The sequence below is a fragment of the Serratia sp. L9 genome, assembly GCF_050632285.1.
In the GTDB taxonomy this organism is placed as follows: domain Bacteria; phylum Pseudomonadota; class Gammaproteobacteria; order Enterobacterales; family Enterobacteriaceae; genus Chania.
On sequence record NZ_CP192591.1, the window covers coordinates 2,081,868 to 2,106,980 of the forward strand.

General features: G+C 55.5%; 17 protein-coding genes and 4 pseudogenes. 17 read left to right on the forward strand and 4 right to left on the reverse strand.

All coding sequences use genetic code 11. The features are described 5' to 3' along the window. The first annotated feature begins 145 nt into the window (after window positions 1-145). From aceE to ACQ86O_RS09975, 7 genes and pseudogenes are all read left to right on the forward strand, one after another. Window positions 146-2,809, forward strand: a complete 2,664-nt coding sequence (gene aceE / locus ACQ86O_RS09945; protein ID WP_431225086.1) for a pyruvate dehydrogenase (acetyl-transferring), homodimeric type — start codon at window positions 146-148, stop codon at window positions 2,807-2,809. Between the two features lie 13 nt (window positions 2,810-2,822). Continuing rightward, a pseudogene (aceF, locus tag ACQ86O_RS09950) lies at window positions 2,823-4,696 on the forward strand (pyruvate dehydrogenase complex dihydrolipoyllysine-residue acetyltransferase). A gap of 359 nt (window positions 4,697-5,055) precedes the next feature. Beyond that, complete coding sequence (gene lpdA / locus ACQ86O_RS09955) at window positions 5,056-6,480, forward strand: dihydrolipoyl dehydrogenase (RefSeq protein WP_431225693.1); 1,425 nt, start codon at window positions 5,056-5,058, stop codon at window positions 6,478-6,480. A gap of 182 nt (window positions 6,481-6,662) precedes the next feature. Further along, entirely contained in the window at window positions 6,663-7,352 is a 690-nt protein-coding gene (locus ACQ86O_RS09960) for an N-acetylmannosamine-6-phosphate 2-epimerase (protein WP_431225087.1), read from the forward strand. Beyond that, a pseudogene (nanK, locus tag ACQ86O_RS09965) lies at window positions 7,349-8,214 on the forward strand (N-acetylmannosamine kinase). The gene ACQ86O_RS09960 and the pseudogene nanK overlap by 4 nt, the downstream one beginning before the upstream one ends. Before the next feature lie 4 nt (window positions 8,215-8,218). Continuing rightward, window positions 8,219-8,692, forward strand: a complete 474-nt coding sequence (gene nanQ, locus ACQ86O_RS09970; RefSeq protein WP_431225088.1) for an N-acetylneuraminate anomerase — start codon at window positions 8,219-8,221, stop codon at window positions 8,690-8,692. Window positions 8,693-8,773: 81 nt separating this feature from the next. Further along, window positions 8,774-9,628, forward strand: coding sequence for a MurR/RpiR family transcriptional regulator (locus ACQ86O_RS09975; protein WP_431225089.1), 855 nt, complete (start codon window positions 8,774-8,776; stop codon window positions 9,626-9,628). Window positions 9,629-9,666: 38 nt separating this feature from the next. Here ACQ86O_RS09975 and ACQ86O_RS09980 read toward each other — a convergent pair whose 3' ends face one another. The 3 genes from ACQ86O_RS09980 to nanR all read right to left on the reverse strand — a co-directional run bounded on the left by ACQ86O_RS09980 (window position 9,667) and on the right by nanR (window position 13,046). Continuing rightward, complete coding sequence (locus ACQ86O_RS09980) at window positions 9,667-11,148, reverse strand: MFS transporter (protein ID WP_431225090.1); 1,482 nt, start codon at window positions 11,146-11,148, stop codon at window positions 9,667-9,669. Window positions 11,149-11,228: 80 nt separating this feature from the next. Beyond that, entirely contained in the window at window positions 11,229-12,134 is a 906-nt protein-coding gene (nanA, locus tag ACQ86O_RS09985; protein ID WP_431225091.1) for an N-acetylneuraminate lyase, read from the reverse strand. Between the two features lie 126 nt (window positions 12,135-12,260). Next, on the reverse strand, window positions 12,261-13,046 hold the full coding sequence (gene nanR, locus ACQ86O_RS09990; RefSeq protein ID WP_431225092.1) for a transcriptional regulator NanR: 786 nt from the start codon (window positions 13,044-13,046) through the stop codon (window positions 12,261-12,263). Window positions 13,047-13,559: 513 nt separating this feature from the next. Here nanR and acnB point away from each other — a divergent pair. From acnB to mdcH, 9 genes and pseudogenes are all read left to right on the forward strand, one after another. Next, window positions 13,560-16,155: pseudogene (gene acnB / locus ACQ86O_RS09995) on the forward strand (bifunctional aconitate hydratase 2/2-methylisocitrate dehydratase). A 228-nt stretch (window positions 16,156-16,383) separates the two neighbouring features. Continuing rightward, window positions 16,384-18,045: a malonate decarboxylase subunit alpha gene (mdcA, locus tag ACQ86O_RS10000; protein ID WP_431225093.1), complete on the forward strand. Its 1,662-nt coding sequence runs from the start codon at window positions 16,384-16,386 to the stop codon at window positions 18,043-18,045. A 52-nt stretch (window positions 18,046-18,097) separates the two neighbouring features. Continuing rightward, window positions 18,098-18,898 (forward strand): triphosphoribosyl-dephospho-CoA synthase, encoded by an 801-nt coding sequence (locus ACQ86O_RS10005; protein WP_431225094.1) that lies wholly within the window; start codon window positions 18,098-18,100, stop codon window positions 18,896-18,898. Between the two features lie 21 nt (window positions 18,899-18,919). Further along, window positions 18,920-19,219, forward strand: a complete 300-nt coding sequence (locus ACQ86O_RS10010; protein ID WP_431225095.1) for a malonate decarboxylase subunit delta — start codon at window positions 18,920-18,922, stop codon at window positions 19,217-19,219. Further along, window positions 19,212-20,048, forward strand: coding sequence for a biotin-independent malonate decarboxylase subunit beta (locus ACQ86O_RS10015; RefSeq protein ID WP_431225096.1), 837 nt, complete (start codon window positions 19,212-19,214; stop codon window positions 20,046-20,048). The genes ACQ86O_RS10010 and ACQ86O_RS10015 overlap by 8 nt, the downstream gene beginning before the upstream one ends. After that, window positions 20,045-20,851, forward strand: coding sequence for a biotin-independent malonate decarboxylase subunit gamma (gene mdcE, locus ACQ86O_RS10020; RefSeq protein WP_431225097.1), 807 nt, complete (start codon window positions 20,045-20,047; stop codon window positions 20,849-20,851). Before ACQ86O_RS10015 ends, mdcE begins: the two co-directional genes overlap by 4 nt. A 153-nt stretch (window positions 20,852-21,004) precedes the next feature. Further along, the gene (locus ACQ86O_RS10025; RefSeq protein WP_431225098.1) at window positions 21,005-21,964 is read left to right on the forward strand and encodes an AEC family transporter; all 960 of its coding nucleotides are present in this window, start codon (window positions 21,005-21,007) and stop codon (window positions 21,962-21,964) included. Between the two features lie 12 nt (window positions 21,965-21,976). Beyond that, window positions 21,977-22,599 (forward strand): annotated as a pseudogene (locus ACQ86O_RS10030) (malonate decarboxylase holo-ACP synthase). Further along, the gene (gene mdcH / locus ACQ86O_RS10035; protein WP_431225099.1) at window positions 22,599-23,543 is read left to right on the forward strand and encodes a malonate decarboxylase subunit epsilon; all 945 of its coding nucleotides are present in this window, start codon (window positions 22,599-22,601) and stop codon (window positions 23,541-23,543) included. The pseudogene ACQ86O_RS10030 and the gene mdcH overlap by 1 nt, the downstream one beginning before the upstream one ends. A gap of 76 nt (window positions 23,544-23,619) precedes the next feature. Here the strand turns inward: mdcH and ACQ86O_RS10040 are convergent, their stop codons facing one another. Continuing rightward, window positions 23,620-24,528, reverse strand: a complete 909-nt coding sequence (locus ACQ86O_RS10040; protein WP_431225100.1) for a LysR family transcriptional regulator — start codon at window positions 24,526-24,528, stop codon at window positions 23,620-23,622. A 206-nt stretch (window positions 24,529-24,734) separates the two neighbouring features. Here ACQ86O_RS10040 and yacL point away from each other — a divergent pair, with 206 nt between their 5' ends. Beyond that, window positions 24,735-25,097 carry a protein YacL gene (yacL, locus tag ACQ86O_RS10045; RefSeq protein WP_431225101.1) on the forward strand — a complete coding sequence of 121 codons (363 nt, stop codon included), beginning with the start codon at window positions 24,735-24,737 and terminating at the stop codon, window positions 25,095-25,097. Window positions 25,098-25,113: the final 16 nt, after the last annotated feature.

Genomic DNA, 25,113 nt, shown 5'->3' on the forward strand with positions numbered 1-25,113 from the left:
CACCAGCCTGCGGAGATAAAGCTCGGAGTGCTTAATTAAGTACTTAAGCGGCAACTAAACTGATGAGCCTGTCTTCGTGCGCTTTCATGCAAAACGCAGGAAGACAGGCTCCAAACAAACCATTAGACAGATAAGGAATACCACCATGTCAGAACGTTTAAACAATGACGTGGATCCGATCGAAACCCGCGACTGGCTGCAGGCGATCGAATCGGTCATCCGTGAAGAGGGTGTTGAGCGAGCTCAGTTTCTGATTGATCAGGTTCTGGGGGAGGCCCGCAAGGGCGGTGTTAGCATTGCCGCTGGTGCTGGCGCTAACAACTACATCAACACCATCGCGGTAGAAGACGAACCGGCATACCCGGGCAATCTGGATCTGGAACGCCGCATTCGCAGCGCTATCCGTTGGAACGCCGTGATGACCGTTCTGCGTGCTTCCAAGAAAGATCTGGAGTTGGGTGGCCACATGGCGTCCTTCCAGTCTTCCGCGACCTTCTACGAAGTCTGCTTTAACCACTTCTTCCGTGCCCGTAACGAGAAAGACGGCGGCGATCTGGTTTACTTCCAGGGCCACATCTCTCCAGGCGTTTATGCACGTGCCTTCCTTGAAGGCCGCCTGACTGAAGATCAAATGAACAACTTCCGTCAGGAAGTTCATGGCCAAGGCCTGTCTTCTTACCCGCATCCAAAACTGATGCCGGAATTCTGGCAGTTCCCGACCGTTTCCATGGGTCTGGGCCCGATCAGCGCCATTTACCAGGCCAAGTTCCTGAAGTATCTGGAACACCGTGGTCTGAAAGACACCTCTGGTCAGACCGTATACGCCTTCCTGGGTGACGGCGAAATGGACGAACCAGAATCCAAAGGTGCCATCACCATCGCTACCCGTGAGAAGCTGGACAACCTGGTGTTTGTCATCAACTGTAACCTGCAGCGTTTGGACGGCCCGGTTACAGGTAACGGCAAGATCATCAACGAGCTGGAAGGTATCTTCGCAGGTGCTGGCTGGCAGGTACTGAAAGTGATCTGGGGCGGTCGTTGGGATGAGCTGCTGCGTAAAGATACCAGCGGTAAACTGATCCAACTGATGAACGAAACCCTGGACGGCGACTACCAGACCTTCAAATCCAAAGACGGCGCTTACGTGCGTGAGCACTTCTTCGGCCGCTTCCCGGAAACCGCTGCCCTGGTCAAAGACATGACCGACGACGAAATCTGGGCGCTGAACCGTGGGGGTCACGATCCGAAGAAAGTCTTTGCTGCACTGAAAAAAGCGCAGGACACCCAAGGCAAACCAACCGTTATCCTGGCTCATACCATTAAAGGTTACGGCATGGGTGAAACTGCGGAAGGTAAAAACATTGCCCACCAGGTGAAGAAAATGAACATGGAAGGGGTTCACCACTTCCGCGATCGTTTCAACGTGCCAGTGGCCGATGCCGACATCGAAAAACTGCCATTCATCACCTTTGACAAAGAGTCTGAAGAGTACAAATATCTGCACGAACGTCGTCAGGCGCTGCAAGGCTACGTGCCAACTCGCATGCCGAAGTTCACCGAGAAGCTGGAAATGCCAGCTCTGGCAGACTTCAGCTCCCTGCTGGAAGAGCAGAACAAAGAGATCTCTACCACCATCGCCTTTGTGCGTGCCCTGAACGTGATGCTGAAGAACAAGTCGATCAAAGATCGCCTGGTGCCGATCATCGCCGACGAAGCGCGTACTTTCGGTATGGAAGGTCTGTTCCGCCAGATCGGTATCTACAGCCCGAACGGCCAGCAGTACACCCCGCAGGACCGTGAGCAGGTTGCCTACTACAAAGAAGACGAGAAAGGCCAGATCCTGCAGGAAGGTATCAACGAGCTGGGCGCCGCCTCTTCCTGGCTGGCCGCAGCGACTTCTTACAGCACCAACGATCTGCCAATGATCCCGTTCTACATTTATTACTCAATGTTCGGGTTCCAGCGTATCGGCGACCTGTGCTGGGCGGCTGGCGACCAACAGGCTCGTGGCTTCCTGATCGGCGGGACTTCAGGCCGTACCACTCTGAACGGCGAAGGTCTGCAGCACGAAGATGGCCACAGCCACATTCAGTCTCTGACTATCCCTAACTGTATCTCTTACGATCCGGCTTATGCGTATGAAGTGGCAGTGATCATGCATGACGGCCTGGTGCGTATGTACGGTGACGCGCAGGAAAACGTCTACTACTACATCACCACGCTGAACGAAAACTACCACATGCCGGCTATGCCGCAGGGTGCAGAAGAAGGTATCCGTAAAGGTATCTACAAGCTGGACACTCTGGCAGGCAGCAAAGGCAAAGTTCAGTTGCTGGGTTCAGGTTCTATCCTGCGTCACGTCCGTGAAGCGGCCAAGATCCTGGCTGATGATTACGGTGTGGGCTCAGATATCTACAGCGTGACTTCCTTCACCGAACTGGCGCGTGATGGCCAGGATTGTGAGCGTTGGAACATGCTGCACCCAACCGAAACCCCACGCGTGCCTTACATCGCTCAGGTGATGAACGATGCGCCGGCGGTTGCGTCTACCGACTACATGAAACTGTTCGCCGAGCAGGTTCGTACTTACGTTCCAGCCAGCGATTATCGCGTTCTGGGTACTGACGGCTTCGGTCGTTCAGACAGCCGCGAAAACCTGCGTCACCACTTCGAAGTTGATGCTTCTTACGTGGTGGTTGCAGCACTGGGTGAACTGGCTAAACGCGGTGAAATTGAAGCTTCTGTGGTGGCTGATGCGATTAAGAAATTCGACATCAACCCAGAAAAAGTTAACCCGCGTCTGGCATAAGAGGTACTGAAGAATGTCTATCGAAATCAAAGTGCCGGACATCGGTGCAGACGAAGTTGAAATCACCGAGATCCTGGTGAAGGTTGGCGATAAGGTTGAAGTTGAACAATCGCTGATCACCGTGGAAGGCGACAAAGCCTCCATGGAAGTCCCCTCGCCGCAGGCGGGCGTGGTTAAAGAGATTAAAGTCGCGGTCGGTGACAAAACCGAAACCGGCAAACTGCTGATGATCTTTGAAGCAGAAGGGGCGGCAACTGCTGCACCTGCCGCCAAGGCAGAGGAAAAGCCAGCCGCTGCCGCTGCTCCAGCCGCCGCTGCTGCCAAAGACGTTGAAGTACCGGATATCGGCGCTGATGAAGTCGAAGTCACCGAGATCCTGGTGAAGGTTGGCGATACCGTTAGCGCCGAGCAGTCTCTGATCACCGTAGAAGGCGACAAAGCTTCTATGGAAGTCCCGGCACCGTTCGCCGGCACCGTGAAAGAAATCAGAATCAACACCGGCGACAAAGTGAAAACCGGTTCCCTGATTATGGTCTTCGAAGTGGCTGGCGCGGCTTCTGCTGCCCCTGCGGCTGCAAGCCAGGCGGCTCCGGCTGCTGCTCCAGCGGCAAGTGCTGCGAAAAACGTTGAAGTGCCAGATATTGGCGGCGACGAAGTAGAAGTGACCGAAGTGATGGTGAAAGTGGGCGATAAAGTTGCCGCTGAACAGTCACTGATCACCGTTGAAGGTGACAAGGCTTCTATGGAAGTGCCGGCACCGTTCGCCGGTACCGTGAAAGAGATCAAAATCAACACCGGCGACAAAGTGAAAACCGGCTCCTTGATCATGGTGTTCGATGTGGAAGGTGCAGCACCCGCTGCTGCCCCGGCTGCGGCTCCAAAAGCAGAAGCTGCCCCGGCCCCGACGGCGAAAGCCGCCGCGCCAGCCGCTCAGGCTGAAGGCAAAGGCGAGTTTGCCGAGAACGATGCCTACGTTCACGCTACCCCGGTTATCCGCCGTCTGGCGCGTGAGTTCGGCGTTAACCTGGCGAAAGTGAAAGGCACCGGTCGTAAAGGCCGTATCCTGCGCGAAGACGTTCAGGCTTACGTGAAAGATGCGGTTAAACGCGCCGAAGCTGCTCCTGCGGCAACCGGTGGTGGCCTGCCAGGCATGCTGCCATGGCCGAAGGTCGACTTCAGCAAGTTTGGTGAGATCGAAGAAGTTGAACTGGGTCGTATCCAGAAAATCTCTGGTGCCAACCTGAGCCGCAACTGGGTGATGATCCCGCATGTGACTCACTTCGACAAAACCGATATCACCGATCTGGAAGCGTTCCGCAAACAGCAGAACGATGAAGCTGCCAAGCGTAAGCTGGATGTGAAGTTCACCCCGGTGGTGTTCATCATGAAAGCTGTCGCTGCCGCTCTGGAGCAGATGCCGCGTTTCAACAGCTCTCTGTCTGAAGATGGCCAGAAGCTGACGCTGAAAAAATACATCAACATTGGTGTCGCGGTTGATACGCCGAATGGTCTGGTGGTTCCGGTGTTCAAAGATGTTAACAAGAAGAGCATCACTGAACTGTCCCGCGAACTGATGGCGATCTCCAAAAAGCGCGTGACGGTAAGCTGACTGCAGGCGAAATGCAGGGCGGTTGTTTCACCATCTCTAGCCTGGGCGGTATCGGGACTACCCACTTCGCGCCGATTGTTAACGCGCCGGAAGTGGCCATTCTGGGCGTCTCCAAGTCTGCTATGGAGCCGGTCTGGAACGGTAAAGAGTTCACGCCGCGTCTGATGATGCCGATGTCGCTCTCCTTCGACCACCGGGTTATTGACGGGGCTGATGGTGCGCGCTTCATCACCATTATCAATAATATGCTGGCTGACATCCGCCGTCTGGTGATGTAATTGTGTAGGGGCGCTCAGGTGGCGCCCCTGCCGATCCTACTACCGGTTTTGTCGGGCTGTTGCATCACTCGACAGAATTGTTGAGACACGGGTCACTCGAACACGCTTTGCAGACTATTAACAATTCTGTAAACTGCTCGCGGTGTAAGCGTCCCGGTGGATGAAGGGCGTTATGAGATTGATTAATAACATACCCAAAATAATTGGAGCTGCATCAAAGCGGCAAGTTCGTGAGTCCTGATGAGCTTACTTTGAGTAAGTGATTCAGATGAACGAATGCAGCCAACGCCGAGGCAGCTTCAAGTATGACGGGTATAAAATGACGTCTGACCCGCCGGACAACTAATTAAGAGGTCATGATGAGTACTGAAATTAAAACTCAGGTCGTGGTACTTGGGGCGGGCCCAGCAGGGTACTCTGCTGCTTTTCGTTGCGCTGACTTAGGTCTTGAAACCGTTCTGGTAGAGCGTTATTCCACTCTGGGTGGGGTTTGCCTGAATGTGGGTTGCATCCCTTCCAAAGCACTGTTGCACGTTGCCAAAGTGATCGAAGAAGCCAAAGCATTGGCTGATCACGGCATCGTTTTCGGCGAGCCGAAAACCGACATCGACAAAGTGCGCGTCTGGAAAGAAAAAGTTATCAATCAGCTGACCGGTGGTCTGGCTGGTATGGCTAAAGGCCGTAAAGTGAAAGTGGTTAACGGGCTGGGCAAGTTCACCGGCGCTAACACCCTGGTAGTTGAAGGCGAAAATGGTGCTACCACCATTAACTTTGACAATGCCATCATCGCCGCAGGCTCCCGTCCGATCCAACTGCCATTTATCCCTCATGAAGACCCACGCGTGTGGGACTCCACCGATGCATTGGCGCTGAAAACCGTTCCTGAGCGTCTGCTGGTCATGGGTGGCGGTATCATCGGCCTGGAAATGGGCACCGTATACCATGCTCTGGGTTCACAGATTGACGTGGTTGAAATGTTCGACCAGGTGATCCCGGCTGCTGACAAAGACGTGGTTAAAGTCTTTACCAAGCGTATCAGCAAGCAGTTCAACCTGATGCTGGAAACCAAAGTGACCGCGGTAGAAGCCAAAGAAGATGGTATCTATGTCACGATGGAAGGCAAGAAAGCCCCTGCAGAACCACAGCGTTACGACGCGGTGCTGGTGGCGATCGGCCGTGTTCCTAACGGTAAACTGCTGGACGCGGGCAAGGCGGGGGTTGAAGTTGATGACCGTGGCTTTATCCACGTCGACAAACAGCTGCGCACCAATGTGCCACACATCTTCGCTATCGGCGATATCGTCGGTCAGCCGATGCTGGCGCACAAAGGCGTGCATGAAGGCCACGTTGCCGCTGAAGTTATCGCTGGCATGAAGCACTACTTCGACCCGAAAGTGATCCCATCGATTGCTTACACCGAGCCAGAAGTTGCGTGGGTAGGTCTGACCGAGAAAGAAGCCAAAGAGAAAGGCATCAGCTACGAAACGTCCACCTTCCCGTGGGCAGCTTCAGGCCGTGCCATCGCTTCTGACTGTGCAGACGGTATGACCAAACTGATCTTCGACAAAGAAACCCACCGTATCATCGGTGGTGCAATTGTCGGCACCAACGGCGGCGAGCTGCTGGGTGAAATCGGTCTGGCTATTGAGATGGGTTGTGACGCAGAAGATATCGCGTTGACCATCCACGCTCACCCAACCCTGCATGAATCCGTAGGTCTGGCAGCAGAGATCTACGAAGGCAGCATCACCGACCTGCCAAACCCGAAAGCTAAAAAGAAGTAATTTCTTCGGATTGAAAGATGACGGGTAAAAGAGGCTCCTGAAAAGGGGCCTTTTTCATTCTCTATTCCAAATTAAAAACGACAGACATCACACTCTTTGGTATGAAAGGTTGCGGCCGGTCACGCCACTCTTTATCTTCGTTTGGAGTAAAGCTTCATATGTTGATATTTAATGGAGTCTCCATGTCAGTTATAGAAAGGCTCGACAGTCATATCCAACAATCCGGCGCCCTTATCGTTTCGTGCCAGCCTGTTCCCGGCAGCCCGCTGGATAAACCCGAGATTGTTGCCGCAATGGCGCTGGCAGCAGAACAAGCTGGTGCTGCGGCACTGCGCATTGAGGGAATAGAGAACCTCAAAGCCACCCGCAAGCTGGTTTCTATTCCGATTATCGGCATCCTTAAGCGTGATTTGCCTGATTCGCCGGTCCGCATCACCCCGTGGCTGGCGGATGTGGATGCTCTTGCTGATGCGGGCGCAGACATCATTGCCTTTGATGGCACCGATCGTCCCCGCCCGGTTGCCGTAAGCGAATTATTAACCCGCATTCATTACCGTGGCCTGCTGGCAATGGCCGATTGTTCAACGCTGGAAGACGGCTTGCATTGCCATCAGCTTGGCACACAACTGATTGGCACTACGCTTTCCGGCTATACCGGCACCACCATACCCGTTGAACCAGACTTCGCACTCGTGGCCGCTTTGAGCGCGCGAGGCTGTCGGGTAGTTGCGGAAGGGCGCTACAACACCCCGGCACTTGCGGCCCAGGCCATGCAGCAGGGGGCTTGGGCTGTGACGGTCGGCTCTGCCATCACCCGCCTGGAACATGTTTGCCAGTGGTTTCGTGACGCTTTACAGGACGCGACAAAATGACAACCCTAGCTATCGATCTGGGCGGCACCAAACTGGCCGCCGCACTGGTTGAAGATGATTTAACGATCAGCGCACGCCGCGAATTACCAACCCCTGCCAGCAAAACCCCCGAGGCGCTGGAGGCTGGCCTGCGCGAATTGGTCGCCCCCTTTTTCAACGGGCTACCCGTTTTGCCATTGCTTCAACCGGTATTATTCAGCATGGCGTTCTGACCTCGATTAACCCCGCAAATCTCGGCGGGTTGGAATATTTCCCGCTCAACAAAACCCTCTCGCAGATCACCGGTTTATCAGGCGTTGCGTTAAACGACGCCCAGGCTGCAGCCTGGGCGGAGTATCAGGCGCTGGAAAACAAGGTCAGCAGCATGGTGTTTCTTACGGTTTCTACCGGCGTGGGGGGCGGTGTCGTCAGTGAAGGGCGATTGCTCAGCGGTTTAGGCGGGTTGGCCGGTCATTTTGGCCACACTCTTGCCGATCCTAACGGCCCACGTTGCGGCTGTGGGCGCATGGGTTGTGTGGAGGCGATTGCTTCCGGGCGTGGCATTGCGGCGGCGGCCACGGGAGATTTGGCCGGTCTTGATGCCAAAGCGATTTTTGAACGGGCCGCCCAGGCTCACCCTCAGGCGCAGAAACTGGTCGCACAGTCCGCCCATACGCTCGCCCGTTTGATTGCCGATATCAAGGCCGGGTTTGACTGCCAGTGTGTGGTGATCGGGGGGAGCGTTGGCCTGGCAGCGGGTTATCTGGCACAGGTTAGGCAGGCGCTGCTGCTTCAACCTGCGGTTTATCACACCGAGCTTTATGCCGCGCACTATCGGCAAGATGCCGGTTTACTGGGGGCAACCCTGTGGACCAAGGAGTAACAGTATGATTTTAGGCCATATTGACCATCTGAAGGCGGCATCGTTGCCTGCGGCACTGCATGAAGCGATCCTCTGCGCCCTGGCGCAACATCCGGCAAAGAAACTACCGGACAGTTACACTCTCGACGGCGAATGGCTGTTTATGAATGTAATGACCCTGGCCACCCAGACCGCCAGTGAGAAAAAGGCCGAACTGCATCGCAGTTACGTTGATATTCAACTGTTGCTGGAGGGTACCGAGACCATTTATTACGGTATACCCCAAAGCGCTCGTGAGCTAGAGGAGTGGCACCAGGAGCAGGATTATCAGCTGTGCAACCAGATCCATGCCGAGCAAAGCGTGACGCTGGAGCCCGGCATGTTCGCGATTTTCTTCCCGGGGGAACCGCATAAGCCTGGTTGCCATCACACCCCGGGTCTGGCGCTTAAAAAAGTGGTGATCAAGTTGCACCGTGACGTTCTGTTCCTCAAAAGTTAAAAAATTCACACTTTGACTTTGCCGCAGCGCCCCGTTGCGGCTTTTTTTCGTTACTATTCCCCCCATGACGGTTAATCGAACATGTTCACTATGCCACCACTAAAACCGGGGAAAATCCTCGTCACCCTAGGCGCGATGCAAAGCAGCCTTAGCCGTACCAGCCAACGCATCGCGCAATATATTCTGCAAAACCCACAGCAAATCACCTCCTTGGCCATCGCCGGATTGGCGCAGGAGGCCCAGGTGGGTGAAGCGTCTGTCGTGCGGTTTTGTCGCCTGTTGGGCTATCGTGGCTTTCAGGATTTCAAACGCGATTTAACCATTGAACTGGCCCGCAGTAATCCCCTGCTGGATGTAGATATTCAACCTGATGACGACGTAACGGCGATTGGCAGCAAACTTCACGAAACGGTGAATGGCGTGCTGGCGCAGACCATGACCCTGCTGGATCCGGAGCAGGTGCGCCGTGCGGTTAGCGCGCTGTTAACGGCCTCAACGGTATATCTGTTTGGCGTGGGATCGTCAGGGATCAGCGCCGAAGAGATGAAGCACAAGCTGATGCGTATTGGGTTAAAGGCCGATGCTCTTGATAATAACCACCTGATGTCGATGCAGGCCACGTTACTGCGCCCCGCCGATGTGGCGTTTGGTATCAGCCACTCCGGTACCTCACCGGAAACGGTGAAGGCGCTGCGACTCGCGCAGGAGGCCGGGGCGACCACCATCGCATTGAGTAATAATCTGGGCACGCAGTTGCTGGACTATGCGGACATCACCTTGATTAATGGACATTATCAGGGCGAGCTCCAGGGGGATTCGCTGGCAACCCGCGTGGCGCAGGCGTTTGTGCTGGATGTGATTTATGGCTTGCTGGTACAAGCTCGCCCGGACATAGCCCGGGCGAATAAGATAAAAACTTTAAAGGCGTTGGAATGATTAAATAACGTCTTCCAACCGAGACCTGACTCTCTGTTTTACTCTTTCGCCAGTACCTTGGTTGCGCCTTTTACCAGGGCACCGCTAAAGGGTTTGCCGTCAATCGCATCATGGGTACGCAACGCTTCCGGGCGCAACCAGCGCTGAACGCGTGAAGGCATATCCAGGCCAATAAGCAGTATGACCACGAAGGTAAGGCTAAAGGAGAGCGATGCCAGGGCGGTACCCAGATCCAGACGCTGCGCTATGATCGCACCAATGATCGGGGCCAAGGCGCCCCCCAGCGCACCCACGTTATAGGTAAAGCCCAGGCCCGCTGCCCGCTGGTCGGTATCGAAATAACCACCAATCAATTTTGGCAGAATGCCGGAGATCCCCTGGCCCAGCATCTGTTGGAAAAACAGCAGGAAGCCCAGCACCCAGACGCTGCTCCCGCCGATGGCAAACACCGGGATAATCAGCACCTGCGAGGCCAGCAGGCTGTAAACATAGGCTTTGCGCGTGCCGAGCCAGTCGCCAAGGAAACCACCAACACAGCACCCTACCGCCGCACCAAACCCGCTAAAGAACAGCACCCGGGCAACGGTGGAAGGATCGTAAGCCAGTTCCGTTTTCAGATAGGTTGGCAGCAGTGCCTGGATCGGCCATGAATAAAGAAAGGCAAACAGCACCACAATCATCAGCATGACGCCGGTTGGCCAGCGCTTACCGTTGCTTTGTACCATAAAGCTGATGAAAATCCCGGCACAGAGCAGGCCAAGGGCCGCAACGATGGCCGCGTTATTCAGGTTGCCAGCGAAACAGAACCACAGCGCGGTTCCCGCCACCAGAGTCAGCAGGATATTGATGACACGATGCTCGCCGCGATAAAGGATATCAACCATGGTACGCACCGGCGCTTTGCCCGCATGATTTTGTGCCCAGTCTTCGGCTTCAGGGATATTTTTACGTAACCACAACGCAAAGACGATCGGGACAATGCCAATAAAGAACAGCGCTCGCCAGCCCCACACCGGGACCACCAGGCTGTAAACCTGAGCCGCGACTACCGCCCCGACGGAGAAACCGGAAATCAAAAATCCGCTGGCTTTATTACGCAAGTGTTTTGGCCAGCTTTCAATCACATAGGTGGCGCTGGAGCCGTATTCTCCCGCCATTCCCATGCCGATCACCAAACGGGCAATAAACATGGTGGTGAAACCCGGAGCCAGGCCGCAGGCCAAGGTCCCTACCGAAAACATGATGATACTGGTGACCATAGCCAGGCGACGTCCATAGCGATCGCCCATTGCGCCCAGCATCAGTCCGCCAAACCAGCGGGAAATAAATGCAGCAGAAATTAGGCTCGCGGCCTGTACCGTCGTCAGGCCAAATTCCCCCTGGATCTCGGTCAATACCAGAGCTATCAATACAAAATCAAAGCCATCAAGCAGATACCCCATCCAGGCGGCGGAGAAAGCCCGCCACTGGTTCCGGTTGAGGTGGCGATACCACGGAATATTTTGTGTCGTTGTATTCATTTGAGTCTCCCATGTAGGGCTTGGCCCAATCGCTTATTATTAGGGTACAGAGTGTGATGCCGGATAAATCCGGCATCCGATCAGGCTTGGTATTGCTGTTTTTCTTGTTGTAGCTTTTGCGCTAATGCCCTGAGTTCTGGGAGATATTTTTCGTCTACCGGTGCAAACGGCTTACGACACAACGGTACCGCTATCACATCCATATAATGTAATACCGTTTTCAGGCCACGGAACACGCCCACCTTGATCAAGAGATCGATAACTTTATTGCATTCGGTCTGCAACTGGTTGGCTGCCGCGAGATTCCCTTCTTTCAGTGCCTTGACGATGCCCTGATAACGCCAACCCATAATGTTGTAGGTGCTGCCGATGCCGCCATCCGCCCCTGCCAGCAGGCCGGAGGCAAAGATTTCGTCGTAGCCGTTATAGAGCACCAGTGTTGGGTGAGCGCGGCGGATCTGTTCCATCTGGTAAAGATCGCCCGAGGTTTGTTTCAGTGCCCCTACGCCGGGTAGCGTCACCAGGGTGTTGATCTGATCGAGGGTTAATTTCACGCCACTCAGGGCAGGGATGTTATACACAACCATCGGCAAACCCTTGGCGGAGTCAATGATGGCGCGATAATGATCGCAATGTTCTTCAAAGCTGAACGGATAGTAGAACGGCGTCACGGCAGAGACCGCATCAAAACCATAGCGGGCTGCCGCATCGGCCAATTGTTGGCTTTCCCAGGTGCTGACGGTGCCCACATGGGCAATTAAGGTGATTTTCCCCTTGGCTTCTTCAGCCACGATTTCCAGCACTTCCTCACGCTCGGCAATATTTTGCACGAACGCTTCTCCGGTAGAGCCGCCAACATATAGGCCATCGATCCCCTGGCTGATATTAAAACGCACCAGGCGGCGCAGGCTTTCGGTATCCAGCCGCTGGTCTTTATCGAACGGGGTAAGAAGCGCGGGCATTACCCCTTTCAGTGTTGCTGACATAGTACATCTCCGTAATGGGTTGTGAGATGACTATATACCTTTATACCTATTATACCAGTCGAAAAATGCAGCACTTCAGCACAGAAGATCCAGAATGAGATCTACTTCACTAAACGATCGTCAGGATCACTGACGGGTTTTTTTGTTTTGATTTAAGGCGTGTCGGGTGGCAAAGACGCTTTCGAGATGGGCGCGCAGTGCGCTGTCGGCCGCATTGGGATCGCGGTTACGAATAGCATTAACGATTTCGATATGTTGCTGATAGCTCAGATCGTTATGTTCATGCAGCTCTTTTGCCTGCACTTCGGGGCGTGCGGCAATCAGCCAGTCGAGCAAGGCGACATGGATCGCCATAAAGATGGGGTTGCCGGGGATTTCTGCCAGCACGCGATGAAACTCAATATCGGAGCGGATAAACAGCGCGTTGTTATCCAACGACTGGCTATTGAGTTCAAGCGCTTTTGCCAGACGTTCAATCTGTTCATCGGTGGCATGTTCTGCCGCGTGGCGAACCAGGCTGGATTCAAAAAACAGCCGCAACTGCTCAAAATGAGTGATGCCATCGGGGTGGGCAAGGAAGTCTTTTGCCATGCCGGAGAGCTCACCGATGATGGTATCAGCGGAAGGGCGTGAGACGCGGGCGCGTTCACCGTTGTTGATCTGCACCAACCCTTTGCGTTTCAACGCGGCCAGTGCTTCACGCACCGAAGGACGCCCCACGTTGAAGAACGTCATCAATTCACGTTCAGAGGGCAGTTGCTCGCCTTCTGAGAACTCACGGCGACGGATCATTTGCTCCAGTTCTTCTTCCACCATCTGGGACAATTTCACCCGTGCCAACGGGCGGCTGCGCAATGCGCTACCGATGGTGGGTGAAATCGCTTTTGAAGGTTGTTCGTCAGGATTTTTCATACATGCCGTATTAGTGAACGATGACAGTGAGTTATGCACCGGATAACATCATAACACGAATTCATTTTGCTGGCTAAAGCGGGGCGGGGTATCCCAAGCGCCGTTTAGGTAAAAGCTATCCTGGCTTCGCACTGGGTGCCCATGGCGAGCGATTTTCCTTCGCGATGATTGATAACCATTGTAAAAGTATGGATGTTATGTTGTGCTCATCCGGTTGAGCTTTTTCTGGTTCCGTAACCCACTCTGGTCCGACACTGCGGCCTGACAGTCGATTACGCTGCGGTCAACGATTCAGCAAAGATTTAATGTTGCTTTTATGTGAACGAATTAACAACTGATATGAATCCTGATATGCTGGCTGGGCGGAACCGGGCGCTGTACCTTACAGTCCAGGATATCGACAGCAGTGCCCCGTCAGGATAGATGGCATCAATTCAATATCGTCGTGCGCTAACCCGGTTTGAATATAAAACGCCAGGCACAATAAATGACAATGTGAGCGAGGAGAAAGTCGTGCTAGAAGAATACCGTAAGCACGTAGCCGAGCGTGCTGCAGAGGGCATCGTCCCTAAGCCATTAGATGCAACGCAAATGGCAGCGCTGGTTGAATCATTAAAAAATCCGCCAAAAGGCGAAGAAGAATTTCTGTTAGACCTGCTGATTAACCGCGTACCGCCAGGCGTCGATGAAGCCGCCTATGTCAAAGCCGGTTTTCTGGCAGCCATCGCCAAAGGCGAAGCTACTTCCCCCTGATTTCCCCTGAAAAAGCTATTGAACTGCTAGGCACCATGCAGGGCGGTTATAACATTCATCCGTTGATTGACGCGCTGGATAATGCCCGGTTGGCACCGATTGCCGCCAAAGCGCTCTCTCATACGTTGCTGATGTTCGATAACTTCTACGACGTTGAAGAAAAAGCCAAAGCGGGTAACCCACACGCCAAGCAGATCATGCAGTCCTGGGCCGATGCCGAATGGTATCTTTCACGCCCGCCGCTGGCCGATAAAATCACCGTTACCGTGTTCAAGGTTACCGGCGAAACCAACACCGACGATCTTTCGCCGGCGCCGGATGCCTGGTCACGTCCAGATATCCCGCTGCACGCGCTGGCGATGCTGAAAAACGAACGTGAAGGCATTGTCCCCGACCAGCCGGGTAGCGTAGGCCCGATCAAGCAGATCGAGCTGCTGAACAAGAAAGGTTTCCCGCTGGCCTACGTCGGTGATGTGGTCGGTACCGGTTCTTCCCGCAAGTCCGCCACCAACTCGGTGCTGTGGTTTATGGGCGACGACATCCCATTCGTGCCGAACAAGCGCGGTGGTGGTGTGGTTCTGGGCAGCAAGATTGCACCTATCTTCTTCAACACGATGGAAGATGCCGGGGCGCTGCCAATTGAAGTGGACGTCTCCAATCTGAATATGGGCGATGTGATCGACATCTTCCCGTACAAAGGCGAAGTGCGTAACCATGAAACCGGTGAACTGCTGGCCAGCTTCGAGCTGAAAACCGATGTGCTGCTGGATGAAGTGCGCGCCGGTGGCCGTATCCCGCTGATCATTGGCCGTGGCCTGACCACCAAAGCGCGTGAAGCGCTGGGCCTGCCGCACAGTGAAGTGTTCCGTATTGCCAAGCCGGTTGCGGCTAGCAACAAGGGCTTCTCGCTGGCACAGAAAATGGTTGGCCGTGCCTGTGGCGTTGCCGGTATTCGCCCTGGTGAATACTGCGAACCGAAGATGGCCTCAGTGGGTTCTCAAGATACCACCGGTCCGATGACCCGTGATGAGCTGAAAGATCTGGCTTGCCTGGGCTTCTCTGCCGATCTGGTAATGCAGTCGTTCTGTCATACCGCCGCGTATCCGAAGCCGGTTGACGTAACCACGCATCACACCCTGCCAGACTTTATCATGAACCGTGGCGGCGTTTCGCTGCGTCCTGGTGACGGTATCATCCACTCCTGGTTGAACCGCATGCTGCTACCGGACACCGTGGGCACCGGGGGGATTCCCATACCCGCTTCCCAATCGGTATTTCCTTCCCGGCGGGTTCCGGTCTGGTGGCGTTTGCCGCTGCTACCGGCGTGATGCCGCTGGATATGCCGGAATCGGTGCTGGTGCGCTTTAAAGGTAAAATGCAACCGGGGATCACCCTGCGTGATCTGGTGCATGCCATTCCTTATTACGCGATCCAGCAGGGCCTGCTGACCGTTGAGAAGAAAGGTAAGAAAAACATCTTCTCTGGCCGCATCCTGGAGATCGAAGGCCTGCCGGAACTGAAAGTGGAACAGGCCTTTGAGCTGGCAGATGCTTCCGCCGAGCGTTCTGCGGCTGGCTGTACCATCAAGCTGGATAAAGCGCCGATCCAGGAGTATCTGAGCTCCAACATCGTGCTGCTGAAGTGGATGATCTCCGAAGGCTACGGCGATCGCCGTACCCTTGAGCGCCGTATTCAGGGCATGGAGAAATGGCTGGCGAACCCGCAACTGCTGGAAGGCGATGCGGATGCAGAATACGCTGCGGTGATCGAAATCGATCTGGCCGATATCAAACAGCCAATCCTGTGCGCGCCTAACGATCCGGATGACGCACGTCTGCTGTCTGATGTGGCTAACAGCAAGATCGATGAAGTGTTTATCGGGTCCTGCATGACCAACATTGGCCACTTCCGTGCGGCAGGCAAATTGTTGGATCAGCATAAAGGCCAACTGCCAACCCGCCTGTGGGTGGCACCGCCAACCAAGATGGATGCGGCTCAACTGACCGAAGAAGGCTATTACAGCGTCTTTGGCAAGAGCGGCGCGCGTATCGAGATCCCGGGTTGTTCACTGTGCATGGGTAACCAGGCACGTGTGGCGGACGGTGCGACGGTGGTTTCCACTTCCACCCGTAACTTCCCGAACCGCTTGGGTACCGGTGCCAACGTTTATCTGGCCTCGGCAGAGTTGGCGGCAGTGGCATCACTGCTGGGCCGCTTGCCAACCCCGGATGAATATCAGACCTATATGGCGCAGGTAGACAAGACGGCGGCGGATACCTATCGCTACCTGAACTTCGACCAGTTGAGCCAGTACACTGAGAAAGCCGACGGCGTGATCTTCCAGACCGCGGTATAAATCAGCGCTAAGTTGTCAGTAATACGGGGGCCTTTGGGTCCCCGTTTTTTTATCCTTAACTGTGATCGTGTCCTATTTTTAATTCTCTTAACCAGTTGATTAAATTTGTAATATTTAAAACATTACTCTTAGGTTAATAAAACTGGCCGCTGCTTGATTGATAGCCATTGCTCAGGCTCCTAAGCTAAACCTGCTGAAAAGAAACAAGTAAACCCAGGAGGTTGAGGTATGTCGCTTCATCAAAGCCCCACACGCGTTTGGGATACCCGGCGGCAGGAAAAGCAACGCCGCATCGCGAGTGTGCAAGGGCAACTGCAAGGGAAGGTGATCCCCACCGCCGATCTGACCGCCGTGCTGGAAAAGTTGCTGGTCTCTGGCGACCGGGTGGTTCTGGAAGGCAACAACCAGAAACAGGCCGATTTTCTCTCCCGTATGCTCGCCGAGGTTAACCCAGCCAAAGTTCACGATCTGCATATGATCATGCCAAGCGTTGGCCGCGCCGAGCATCTGGATATCTTCGAAAAGGGCATTGCCCGCAAACTGGATTTTGCCTTCTCTGGCACTCAAAGCCTGCGTATTTCCCAGTTGCTGGAAGATGGGCAGCTCGAAATCGGTGCGATCCACACTTATATCGAACTTTATTCACGCCTGTATGTGGATCTGGTGCCAAATGTGGCGCTGGTGGCCGGGTTCAAAGCAGATCGCCATGGCAATCTGTATACCGGCCCGAGCACTGAAGATACCCCGGCGCTGGTAGAAGCTACCGCGTTTAAAGACGGCATCGTCATCGCTCAGGTTAACGAACTGGTGGAGGACGAAACCGATCTGCCACGGGTCGATATCCCCGGCTCCTGGATCGATTTCGTGGTAGTGGCTGATAAACCTTTCTTTATTGAACCGCTGTTTACCCGCGATCCGCGCCTGATCAAACCGATTCATGTGCTGATGGGCATGATGGCGATTAAGGGCATTTACGCCAGGCATCAGGTGCAATCGCTTAACCACGGCATTGGTTTTAACACCGCCGCCATTGAACTGCTGCTGCCTACCTATGGTGAACAACTGGGCCTGAAGGGCAAAATCTGCAAGCACTGGACCTTGAACCCGCACCCCACCCTGATCCCGGCGATTGAAAGTGGCTGGGTAGAAACTGTGCACTGCTTTGGCGGGGAATTGGGGATGGAGAATTACATTGCCGCACGACCGGACGTTTTCTTCACCGGCAGTGATGGTTCCATGCGTTCCAACCGCGCGTTTTGTCAGATGGCCGGTCAATACGCGGTGGATATGTTTATCGGCTCGACCTTGCAGATTGACGGCATGGCCCATTCCTCCACCGTGACCCGTGGCCGCCTTTCTGGTTTTGGCGGTGCGCCGAATATGGGGCATGACCCGCATGGCCGTCGCCATGCGACGCCTGCCTGGCTGGACATGATCGAAGAGCCGGATCCGTTGGCCCGTGGGCGCAAGCTGGTGGTGCAGATGGTTGAAACCTTCCAGGCGGGGGCCAAGCCGACCTTCGTAGAAAAGCTTGATGCCGTTGAGGTAGCCCAAGAATCTGGCATGCCGCTGGCACCGGTCATGATTTACGGCGACGACGTGACCCACGTTCTGACGGAGGAGGGCATTGCTTATCTGTATCGCGCTCGTTCGCTGGAAGAACGCCGGGCCATGGTGGCTGCGGTGGCCGGTATCACCGATATCGGGCTGGGCGTAGATACCAAACGCGTGGCCGGACTGCGTCGGGAAGGCAAGGTGGTATTCCCGGAAGATCTCGACATTCGCCGCACCGACGCCTCCCGCTCGTTACTGGCGGCAGGCAGCGTCGCCGATTTGGTTGAGTGGTCCGGCGGTCTGTATAACCCACCAGCTAAATTCCGGAGCTGGTAATGAAACTTTCCCCTGTTTTAGCGTATCCGAGGCGGATGTAGCCGCTGCGCAATTGGCCGACTGGGCTACGCAGGCGTTGCTGGATGAAGCACGCCTCAGCCCGAAACCGGGGCTGGTGGATGCTCGGGGGTCCGGAGCGCATCAGGATCTGACATTAGAGCTGATGGAGCGTTCTGCCAATAGCCTGACCCCGGTCTTTCAGGCATTGGCGATTGCTGGCTGGCAACGCCCGGCAGACAGCGCATTACGCCAGGACGTTGGCCGGATTGGCCGCGAAGGTGAACGCCTGATGATGGCGGCTACTGCCGGAGTTAATACTCACCGTGGAGCGATCTGGGCATTGGGCCTGCTGGTGACGGCGGTGGCAATGCAAGCGGGTAACGCCACCCCGGGCAAGAGCTGCCAGCTGGCAGCGCAATTGGCGCAGTTGCCCGATCATGCCAGCCCGAAACTGTTCAGCAAAGGCCTGCGAGCCACCCAGCGTTATCAGGTTCCAGGTGCGCGAGAGGAGGCCCAACAAGGCTTTCCCCATGTGATGCAACGGGCGCTGCCGCAGCTGTGGCGCAGCCGCAGTCAGGGGGCCAATGAGCAAGCCGCGCAGATTGATGCGCTGATGGCGGTGATGACCACCCTGAGCGATACCTGCGTGTTGTCGCGCGGCGGTTTGCCAGCGTTGAAGGTGATGCAATTGGGCGCTGCCGAGGTGCTGGATGCCGGTGGATACCAGCATCCAGCAGGGCGTGCGGCACTGGCAACACTGGAACAACGGCTACTGGCCAGCAACGCTTCGCCAGGCGGAGCGGCCGATTTACTGGCTGCAGCACTCTTCCTCGATCGGGCTACGGCTCGCTGAATAATCAATCCAGAGGACGTTATGGAACATATCAATTTGAGTTATCCGGCCAGCGTCACGTTGCCGGGTCGAGCATTAACCGGCGTCGTCGGCTCCGGTGACATGGAGGCTCTGTTTGAGCCAGAGACTTCCGGCAGGTTGACGGTGGTGATCAAAACCTCCGTGGACGGCAGCCAGCAACGTTGGCAGCACCTGTTTGAACGGCTGGCCGCATTGCGGGATTTACCGGCCGGGCGATTAGAGATTAATGATTTTGGCGCTACGCCGGGCGTGGCCAGATTGCGGATCGAACAGGTATTTGAGGAGGCGGCACATGCGTGATGACATCAGCTTTATCGAACTCAGCGCCCGTGAACGCGCGCGTAACCTGCTCGATAGCGGCAGTTTCCGCGAACTGTTGGGGCCATTCGAGCGTATCACGTCGCCCTGGCTGGAACCGCAGGGCATCGTCACCCAGGCGGATGATGGCATGGTGGTCGCCAAAGGCACCATTGCCGGAAAACCGGCGGTTGTCGTGGCGGTAGAAGGGGCGTTCCAGGGCGGCAGCATGGGGGAAGTCTCCGGTGCCAAAATGGCCGCCGCGCTGGAGCTGGCGGCGGAGGATAACCGTAACGGCATTGCGACCCAGGCCGTGTTGTTGCTGGAAACGGGCGGTGTACGCCTGCAAGAGGCCAATTTAGGACTGGCAGCGATAGCGGATATTCATGCGGCGATTGTCGATTTACGCCGTTATACCCCGGTGGTGGGCATTATCGCCGGTACCGTGGGTTGCTTTGGTGGGATGTCGATCGCCGCTGCACTTTGCAGTTACCTGATCGTGACCCGCGAAGCACGTTTGGGGCTGAATGGCCCTCAGGTGATTGAACAGGAAGCCGGTATTGAGGAATACGACTCCCGCGATCGGCCTTTTATCTGGAGTATGACTGGCGGTGATGTACGCTACCGCAGCGGTTTTGTGGATGTGGAAGTTCCGGATACGTTACATGCGGTGAAAGATGCAATGGCAAACTGCCTGCAATGTGGCGTTCCTGCGCAGCACCGCAGCGACAATTATCACTATTATCTGCCGAAGCTGTCGCAGTTCGACACCCGCCAACAGGCGGACACGGCGGTAATTAACCAACTGTTTGCTTCGGAGGATCGGGTATGAGCAGGTCATTATCAAGCCGTGGAGAATACTGGTTCTCTTTGCTGGCGGCGGGTGCCGAACAGCGAAAAGGGCAGTGTGACTCGATCCTGGTAGCAGACGGTGAGCTTGCAGGGCAGCCGGTACGTTTTATTGCGGTCGTGCCTGATGCCAATAACCATTATCCGCGCGCAGCGGGCGGCGAAGTGGGGCTGCTGGAAGGCTGGACGCTGGCCCAGGTGGTCAGCGAAGCGGTGACCGCAGATGAAGGTAAAGCGCAAAAACGCGCCATCGTGGCAGTGATTGACGTACCAAGCCAGGCCTATGGCCGCCGTGAAGAGGCGTTTGGTATTCATCAGGCACTGGCCGGGGCGGCAGGGACTTATGCCAAAGCTCGTTTGGCCGGTCACCCGGTGATTGGGTTGATCGTCGGTAAAGCCATGTCCGGCGCGTTTCTGGCGCACGGTTACCAGGCCAACCGATTGATTGCTTTCAATGATGCAGGTGTAACTATCCATGCGATGGGCAAAGAATCTGCCGCGCGGATCACGTTGCGCTCGGTGGCGTCCCTGGAGAAATTGGCGGCAACCATTGCGCCAATGGCCTATGACATCGGCAATTACCGCTCGCTGGGCCTGCTGGAGCAGTTGCTGGATATTCATGACCCGCTACAGGCCAGTGAACAAGAGCTTGACCACGTGCGCGGCACCGTCGCGGAGGCTATCGCTAAAACCCGCCGCGAAGGAACCGGTTTAAGCAACCGCCTGGGAGCGGATAACCGCCGCAGCTCTTCATTGGTACGTGAGCGTATGCGCGCAGAGTGGTAACCGCATTTCAGTGGTTGATTACGTCAGAACTCAGGAACTCATAAACGTGCCGGGCAGCGGCCGCTGCCCGGCACGGGATTCATCTGCACATAAAAATACAAGAAAACCCATCGCACCTGATCTGACTGATTTTTCTTTTTTAACAGGTGATTTATGACATACGTAATTATTAATGCCCTGGCGCCGATTTTTGTCATTATGCTGCTAGGTTTTTTTGCCGGTAAGGCAAAAATGGTCGATAACCAGAACGTCTCTTTACTCAATATCTTCGTCATGGATTTTGCTCTGCCCGCTGCCCTGTTTGGTGCCACCGTACAAACGCCCTGGGCAGGGATCGTGCAGCAATCGCCACTGATTGTGGTGCTGGTGCTGGCAATGTGGATCACCTATGCGGCAATCTATTTCACCTGTACCGGGATCTTCCATAAATCCCCGCAGGATGCGGCGGTACTGACGTTGACCGTTGCATTACCCAACTATGCTGCATTGGGTTTACCGATCCTTGGCAGCGTGTTGGGGGAAACGCCGGGGACCTCGCTGTCTGTTGCGGTGGCCATCGCTTGTGGTTCCGTATTGATGACCCCGTTCTGCCTGTTGATCCTCGAGCGTGAAAAAGCTCGCGCCGCCGGTACAGTTCAGGGATCTAGCCTTGGCATGTTACCGGTGCTGATGTGGCGCTCGGTAAAAAAACCGATTGTCTGGGGGCCGTTGCTTGGCGTGGTGCTGTCAGCCGTGGGGATTCATATGCCAGCAATAGTGTTGGCCGCCATCAAACCTCTGGGCCTGTCAGCAACGGCCACCGCGCTGTTCCTGACCGGGGTGATCCTGTCTGCCCGTCAGTTGCAGATTAATGGCCCGGTGATATTGTCGAGCGTTACCAAGTTGCTGATCCAGCCGTTTATCGCCTGGGGGCTGGTACTGGCATTGGGGCTGCATGGCAGCGTGGCCGTCACCGCTATTTTGATGATCGCGCTTTCGGCGGGTTTCTTCGGTATCGTTTTTGGCAACCGTTTTGGCGTGCAGTCACCGGATGCTGAAGCCACCTTACTGATCAGCTCCGTGTTGTGCATCCTTACCTTACCGTTGTTTATCACCCTGACCGCAGGCATCTGATTGGAGAAACCGATGATTCGCCCGCATGATCTGATTTGGATTGGCGACCGTGCCGCACTTGGCGCCAGCCCGGCGCTACCGGAATGGGTTGCCCAGCAATGGCGCAGCACATTACCCCTGGTGGTGCGGCGTGATATCCAAGAGAACGGGCGCATCCCGGTGGGGATCCGGGGCATGAAACGCAGCCAGCGTGCCGCGGCCTGGGTTAATCAAGAGGCTATTCGGCGCGTCGTGACGCCAGAGTCCCTGATCGCCGATCCGCTGGCGCTGCTGCATTCGACCTTTGTTTCGCAACCCCCTTGCAGGCGTTGATTATGCTGGTTCAGCGGCCATGGCCATGGGCCTGGGGCGTTACCGGTAGCTGTGGTTATGCCTTGGCGACCGAAATCCCGGTGATGCATGCTGAAAGTGACCTGGATCTGCTGGTCCGTTGCCCTGAGCCTGCCAGTATTGACGATCTGCAGCGTCTGGCGCAGTGGTTGCAGGCATTGCCCTGCCGTGCCGATGCCCAGATAGAAACGCCGCTGGGTGGTTTTGCCTTGAGTGAATGGCTGCGCGATGGCCGGACAATGCTGAAAACCGCGGGTGGCCCGCTGTTGACGATGGACCCTTGGGTTGCCCCTCAGGAGAAGTGATGAAAATATTATTAACCTTTCCCGGCCAAGGGCCGCAGGTGCCGCAAATGTTGCACCACTTGCCTGCCAGCCAGATTACTCAGCAACTGTTAAGCGAGGCCAGCGCAGTATTGGGGCAGGATGTCCTGATACTGGACAGCGCAGAAGCCTTACAGAAAACCCGTGCGGTGCAACTGTGCCTGCTGATCGCCGGTGTGGCCTATGCGCGGGAATTACAGCAGCAGGGTATCGACGCCGATTTTGTCTGTGGGCTATCCATCGGCGCTTTTCCTGCTGCGGTAATAGCCGGAGCTCTGGCGTTTCCTGATGCCGTCCGGTTGGTAGCGCTGCGTGGCCAACTGATGGAAGACGCCTATCCGGCGGGGTATGGCCTGGCCGCGATCGTCGGTTTGCCGTTGCGCGAGGTGGAAATGCTGATCGCACAGGTGAATAGCGCAGCGTTGCCGGTTTACCTGGCGAATATCAATGCCGAGGATCAATTGGCCATCGCCGGTAGCGAGGCCGCAATGGCGCAGGTAATGGTGCTGGCAAAAGCCGCAGGTGCGGCAAAAACACAGCGTTTGGCGGTAAGCGTCCCTTCCCATTGCGCGCTACTGACGCAACCGGCGGAGAAGCTGGCGCAGGCGATGAAACAGGTACCGATCAACCGGCCACAGATTGCCTACCTCAGCGGCAGCTCCGGGCGGGTACTATGGCAGCCGGAACGGATTGCCGACGATCTGGCCTTTAATATGGCGCGCACCGTGCGTTGGCATGAAGCGATGGTTGCGGCCTATGAGCGGGAGGTCCGCTTGGCCATCGAAATGCCGCCGGGGGCAGTGTTGACCGGGTTGAGCAGAAAAGTGATGGAACAGGGGGAGGCGCTATCCCGCTGCCAGTTAGGCCTGAATGCGGTGTGCGGTATTGTGGCCAAATATCGCCGCGATTCCGTTCCCTCTCCGTAGGGGAGGGAGGGGCGCCGCCACATTGATGACGCGGAGTGAACGGTTATTTCATTGCTTAACTGGCCAGCCTCAGGCGTTAAGCGCGAGCATACATGCGGCCTTCCGCCGTCAGAGCTAACAGGTTCGGGTCCTGTTGCTGGTTACGGTTAAACACCAGCGCGATGGTCTGGCGCATCTGGTACTGTTCGCATAGCGGCAGCAGCCGCAAGGTATGCTCATACATCTTCTTCATCCGCCCCGGCACGAGCGTATAGCCAACGCCTGCCTGAACCAGGCTGAGCATCGAGAAGATATCATTCACTCTGGTCACAATCTCTGGTTCGAAACCGGCAATCTGAAACGCTTCGCTAAAACCGTGATAGGTAGCAAACCCTTCGGTCAAAGAAACAAATTTCTGGCTGCGGAAGTCTTGCAGGTCTGCCGTGCCTTCGCTGCTTAATGCCGAAGAAATCGGGGCGGCAAGAAAGATATCGTCCTCAAACAGCGGCAGGGTCTCGAAGCGCTGGGCGTCAATCTGGCTGTCTGAGACCGAGATCAGAATGGCATCCAGCAGTTGGTTCTCCAATTGGGCCAGCAGATCTTCATTCGAGCCCATCGTCAGGCTGATCTCCACCGCCGGGCGTCGTACTTTCAATCCCATTATCAGCCGTGGGACAGTTTCCAGCGTCAGCGAATACAGGGTGCCAATGCGCATCCGCTGCTGGCCAAAACCAGCCTTCAACCGCGTCTCTTCAATACTTTTATAAGTCAGGTCCAGGATATCGCGTGCGTACTCTGCCAGAGTATGCGCTGCGGGTAGCGCCACCAGATTACGGCCTTTATGAATAAACAGCGGACAACGGAAACCCTCTTCCAGAGTATGCAGTGCGCGGTGCACGCTGACGCTGCTCAAACCAAGCTGTTCGGCGGCCCGGCCAATGTTTTCCTTCTCCATAAACGCCAGAAGGATTTCCAGTTTTTTAAGGGTGATTTCGCTGTCGATCATGGGCTGTTAGTTGGGCTATGGCAAAGAACGGCCATGATAACAAGAATTCCCAGCCGATAGCAGGCACAGAGAGCCTTCCCAAGCCGGGGGTGGAACGGCTATATTGCGCCGCAGTTTATTTGGCTCAATGATCAACTTTGCGAGCGTTCGCTGAGATAGTCGCGAATTAAGGTTTACACTTATAAAAAAGCTCAGGAGGGCATGCTATGGATTACGAATTTCTGCGTGACGCAACCGGTCAGGTGGTAGTCAGATTTTCGATGGGGCATGAGGTTATCGGCCATTGGATTAATGAAGAGCTTAAGGGCGATTTCAATCTGCTGGACCGCATCGAAGCCGATGCGGCAGAGGTCAGGGGCAGTGAACGCCAGTGGCAGTGGGAAGGCCACGAATATACTTTGCTGATGGATGGTGAGGAGGTGATGATCCGCGCCAATCAACTGGAGTTCGAGGGCGACGAGATGGAGGAAGGGATGAATTACTATGACGAAGAAAGCCTCTCTTTCTGTGGCGTAGAAGACTTCCTGGCGGTGTTGAAAGCCTACCGCACCTTTATGCTCAACTACTGATTTACCCCTTCATCAG

Coding starts and splice junctions, on each gene's coding strand:
- yacL (WP_431225101.1), top strand. CDS start 24,735: ATGGATTACGAATTTCTGCGTGACGCAACCGGTCAGGTGGTAGTCAGA.
- mdcH (WP_431225099.1), top strand. CDS start 22,599: ATGAAAATATTATTAACCTTTCCCGGCCAAGGGCCGCAGGTGCCGCAA.
- ACQ86O_RS10025 (WP_431225098.1), top strand. CDS start 21,005: ATGACATACGTAATTATTAATGCCCTGGCGCCGATTTTTGTCATTATG.
- nanR (WP_431225092.1), bottom strand. CDS start 13,046: ATGAAAAATCCTGACGAACAACCTTCAAAAGCGATTTCACCCACCATC.
- mdcA (WP_431225093.1), top strand. CDS start 16,384: ATGTCGCTTCATCAAAGCCCCACACGCGTTTGGGATACCCGGCGGCAG.
- ACQ86O_RS09975 (WP_431225089.1), top strand. CDS start 8,774: ATGTTCACTATGCCACCACTAAAACCGGGGAAAATCCTCGTCACCCTA.
- ACQ86O_RS10015 (WP_431225096.1), top strand. CDS start 19,212: ATGCGTGATGACATCAGCTTTATCGAACTCAGCGCCCGTGAACGCGCG.
- ACQ86O_RS09960 (WP_431225087.1), top strand. CDS start 6,663: ATGTCAGTTATAGAAAGGCTCGACAGTCATATCCAACAATCCGGCGCC.
- lpdA (WP_431225693.1), top strand. CDS start 5,056: ATGAGTACTGAAATTAAAACTCAGGTCGTGGTACTTGGGGCGGGCCCA.
- nanQ (WP_431225088.1), top strand. CDS start 8,219: ATGATTTTAGGCCATATTGACCATCTGAAGGCGGCATCGTTGCCTGCG.
- ACQ86O_RS10040 (WP_431225100.1), bottom strand. CDS start 24,528: ATGATCGACAGCGAAATCACCCTTAAAAAACTGGAAATCCTTCTGGCG.
- ACQ86O_RS10010 (WP_431225095.1), top strand. CDS start 18,920: ATGGAACATATCAATTTGAGTTATCCGGCCAGCGTCACGTTGCCGGGT.
- ACQ86O_RS09980 (WP_431225090.1), bottom strand. CDS start 11,148: ATGAATACAACGACACAAAATATTCCGTGGTATCGCCACCTCAACCGG.
- mdcE (WP_431225097.1), top strand. CDS start 20,045: ATGAGCAGGTCATTATCAAGCCGTGGAGAATACTGGTTCTCTTTGCTG.
- nanA (WP_431225091.1), bottom strand. CDS start 12,134: ATGTCAGCAACACTGAAAGGGGTAATGCCCGCGCTTCTTACCCCGTTC.
- aceE (WP_431225086.1), top strand. CDS start 146: ATGTCAGAACGTTTAAACAATGACGTGGATCCGATCGAAACCCGCGAC.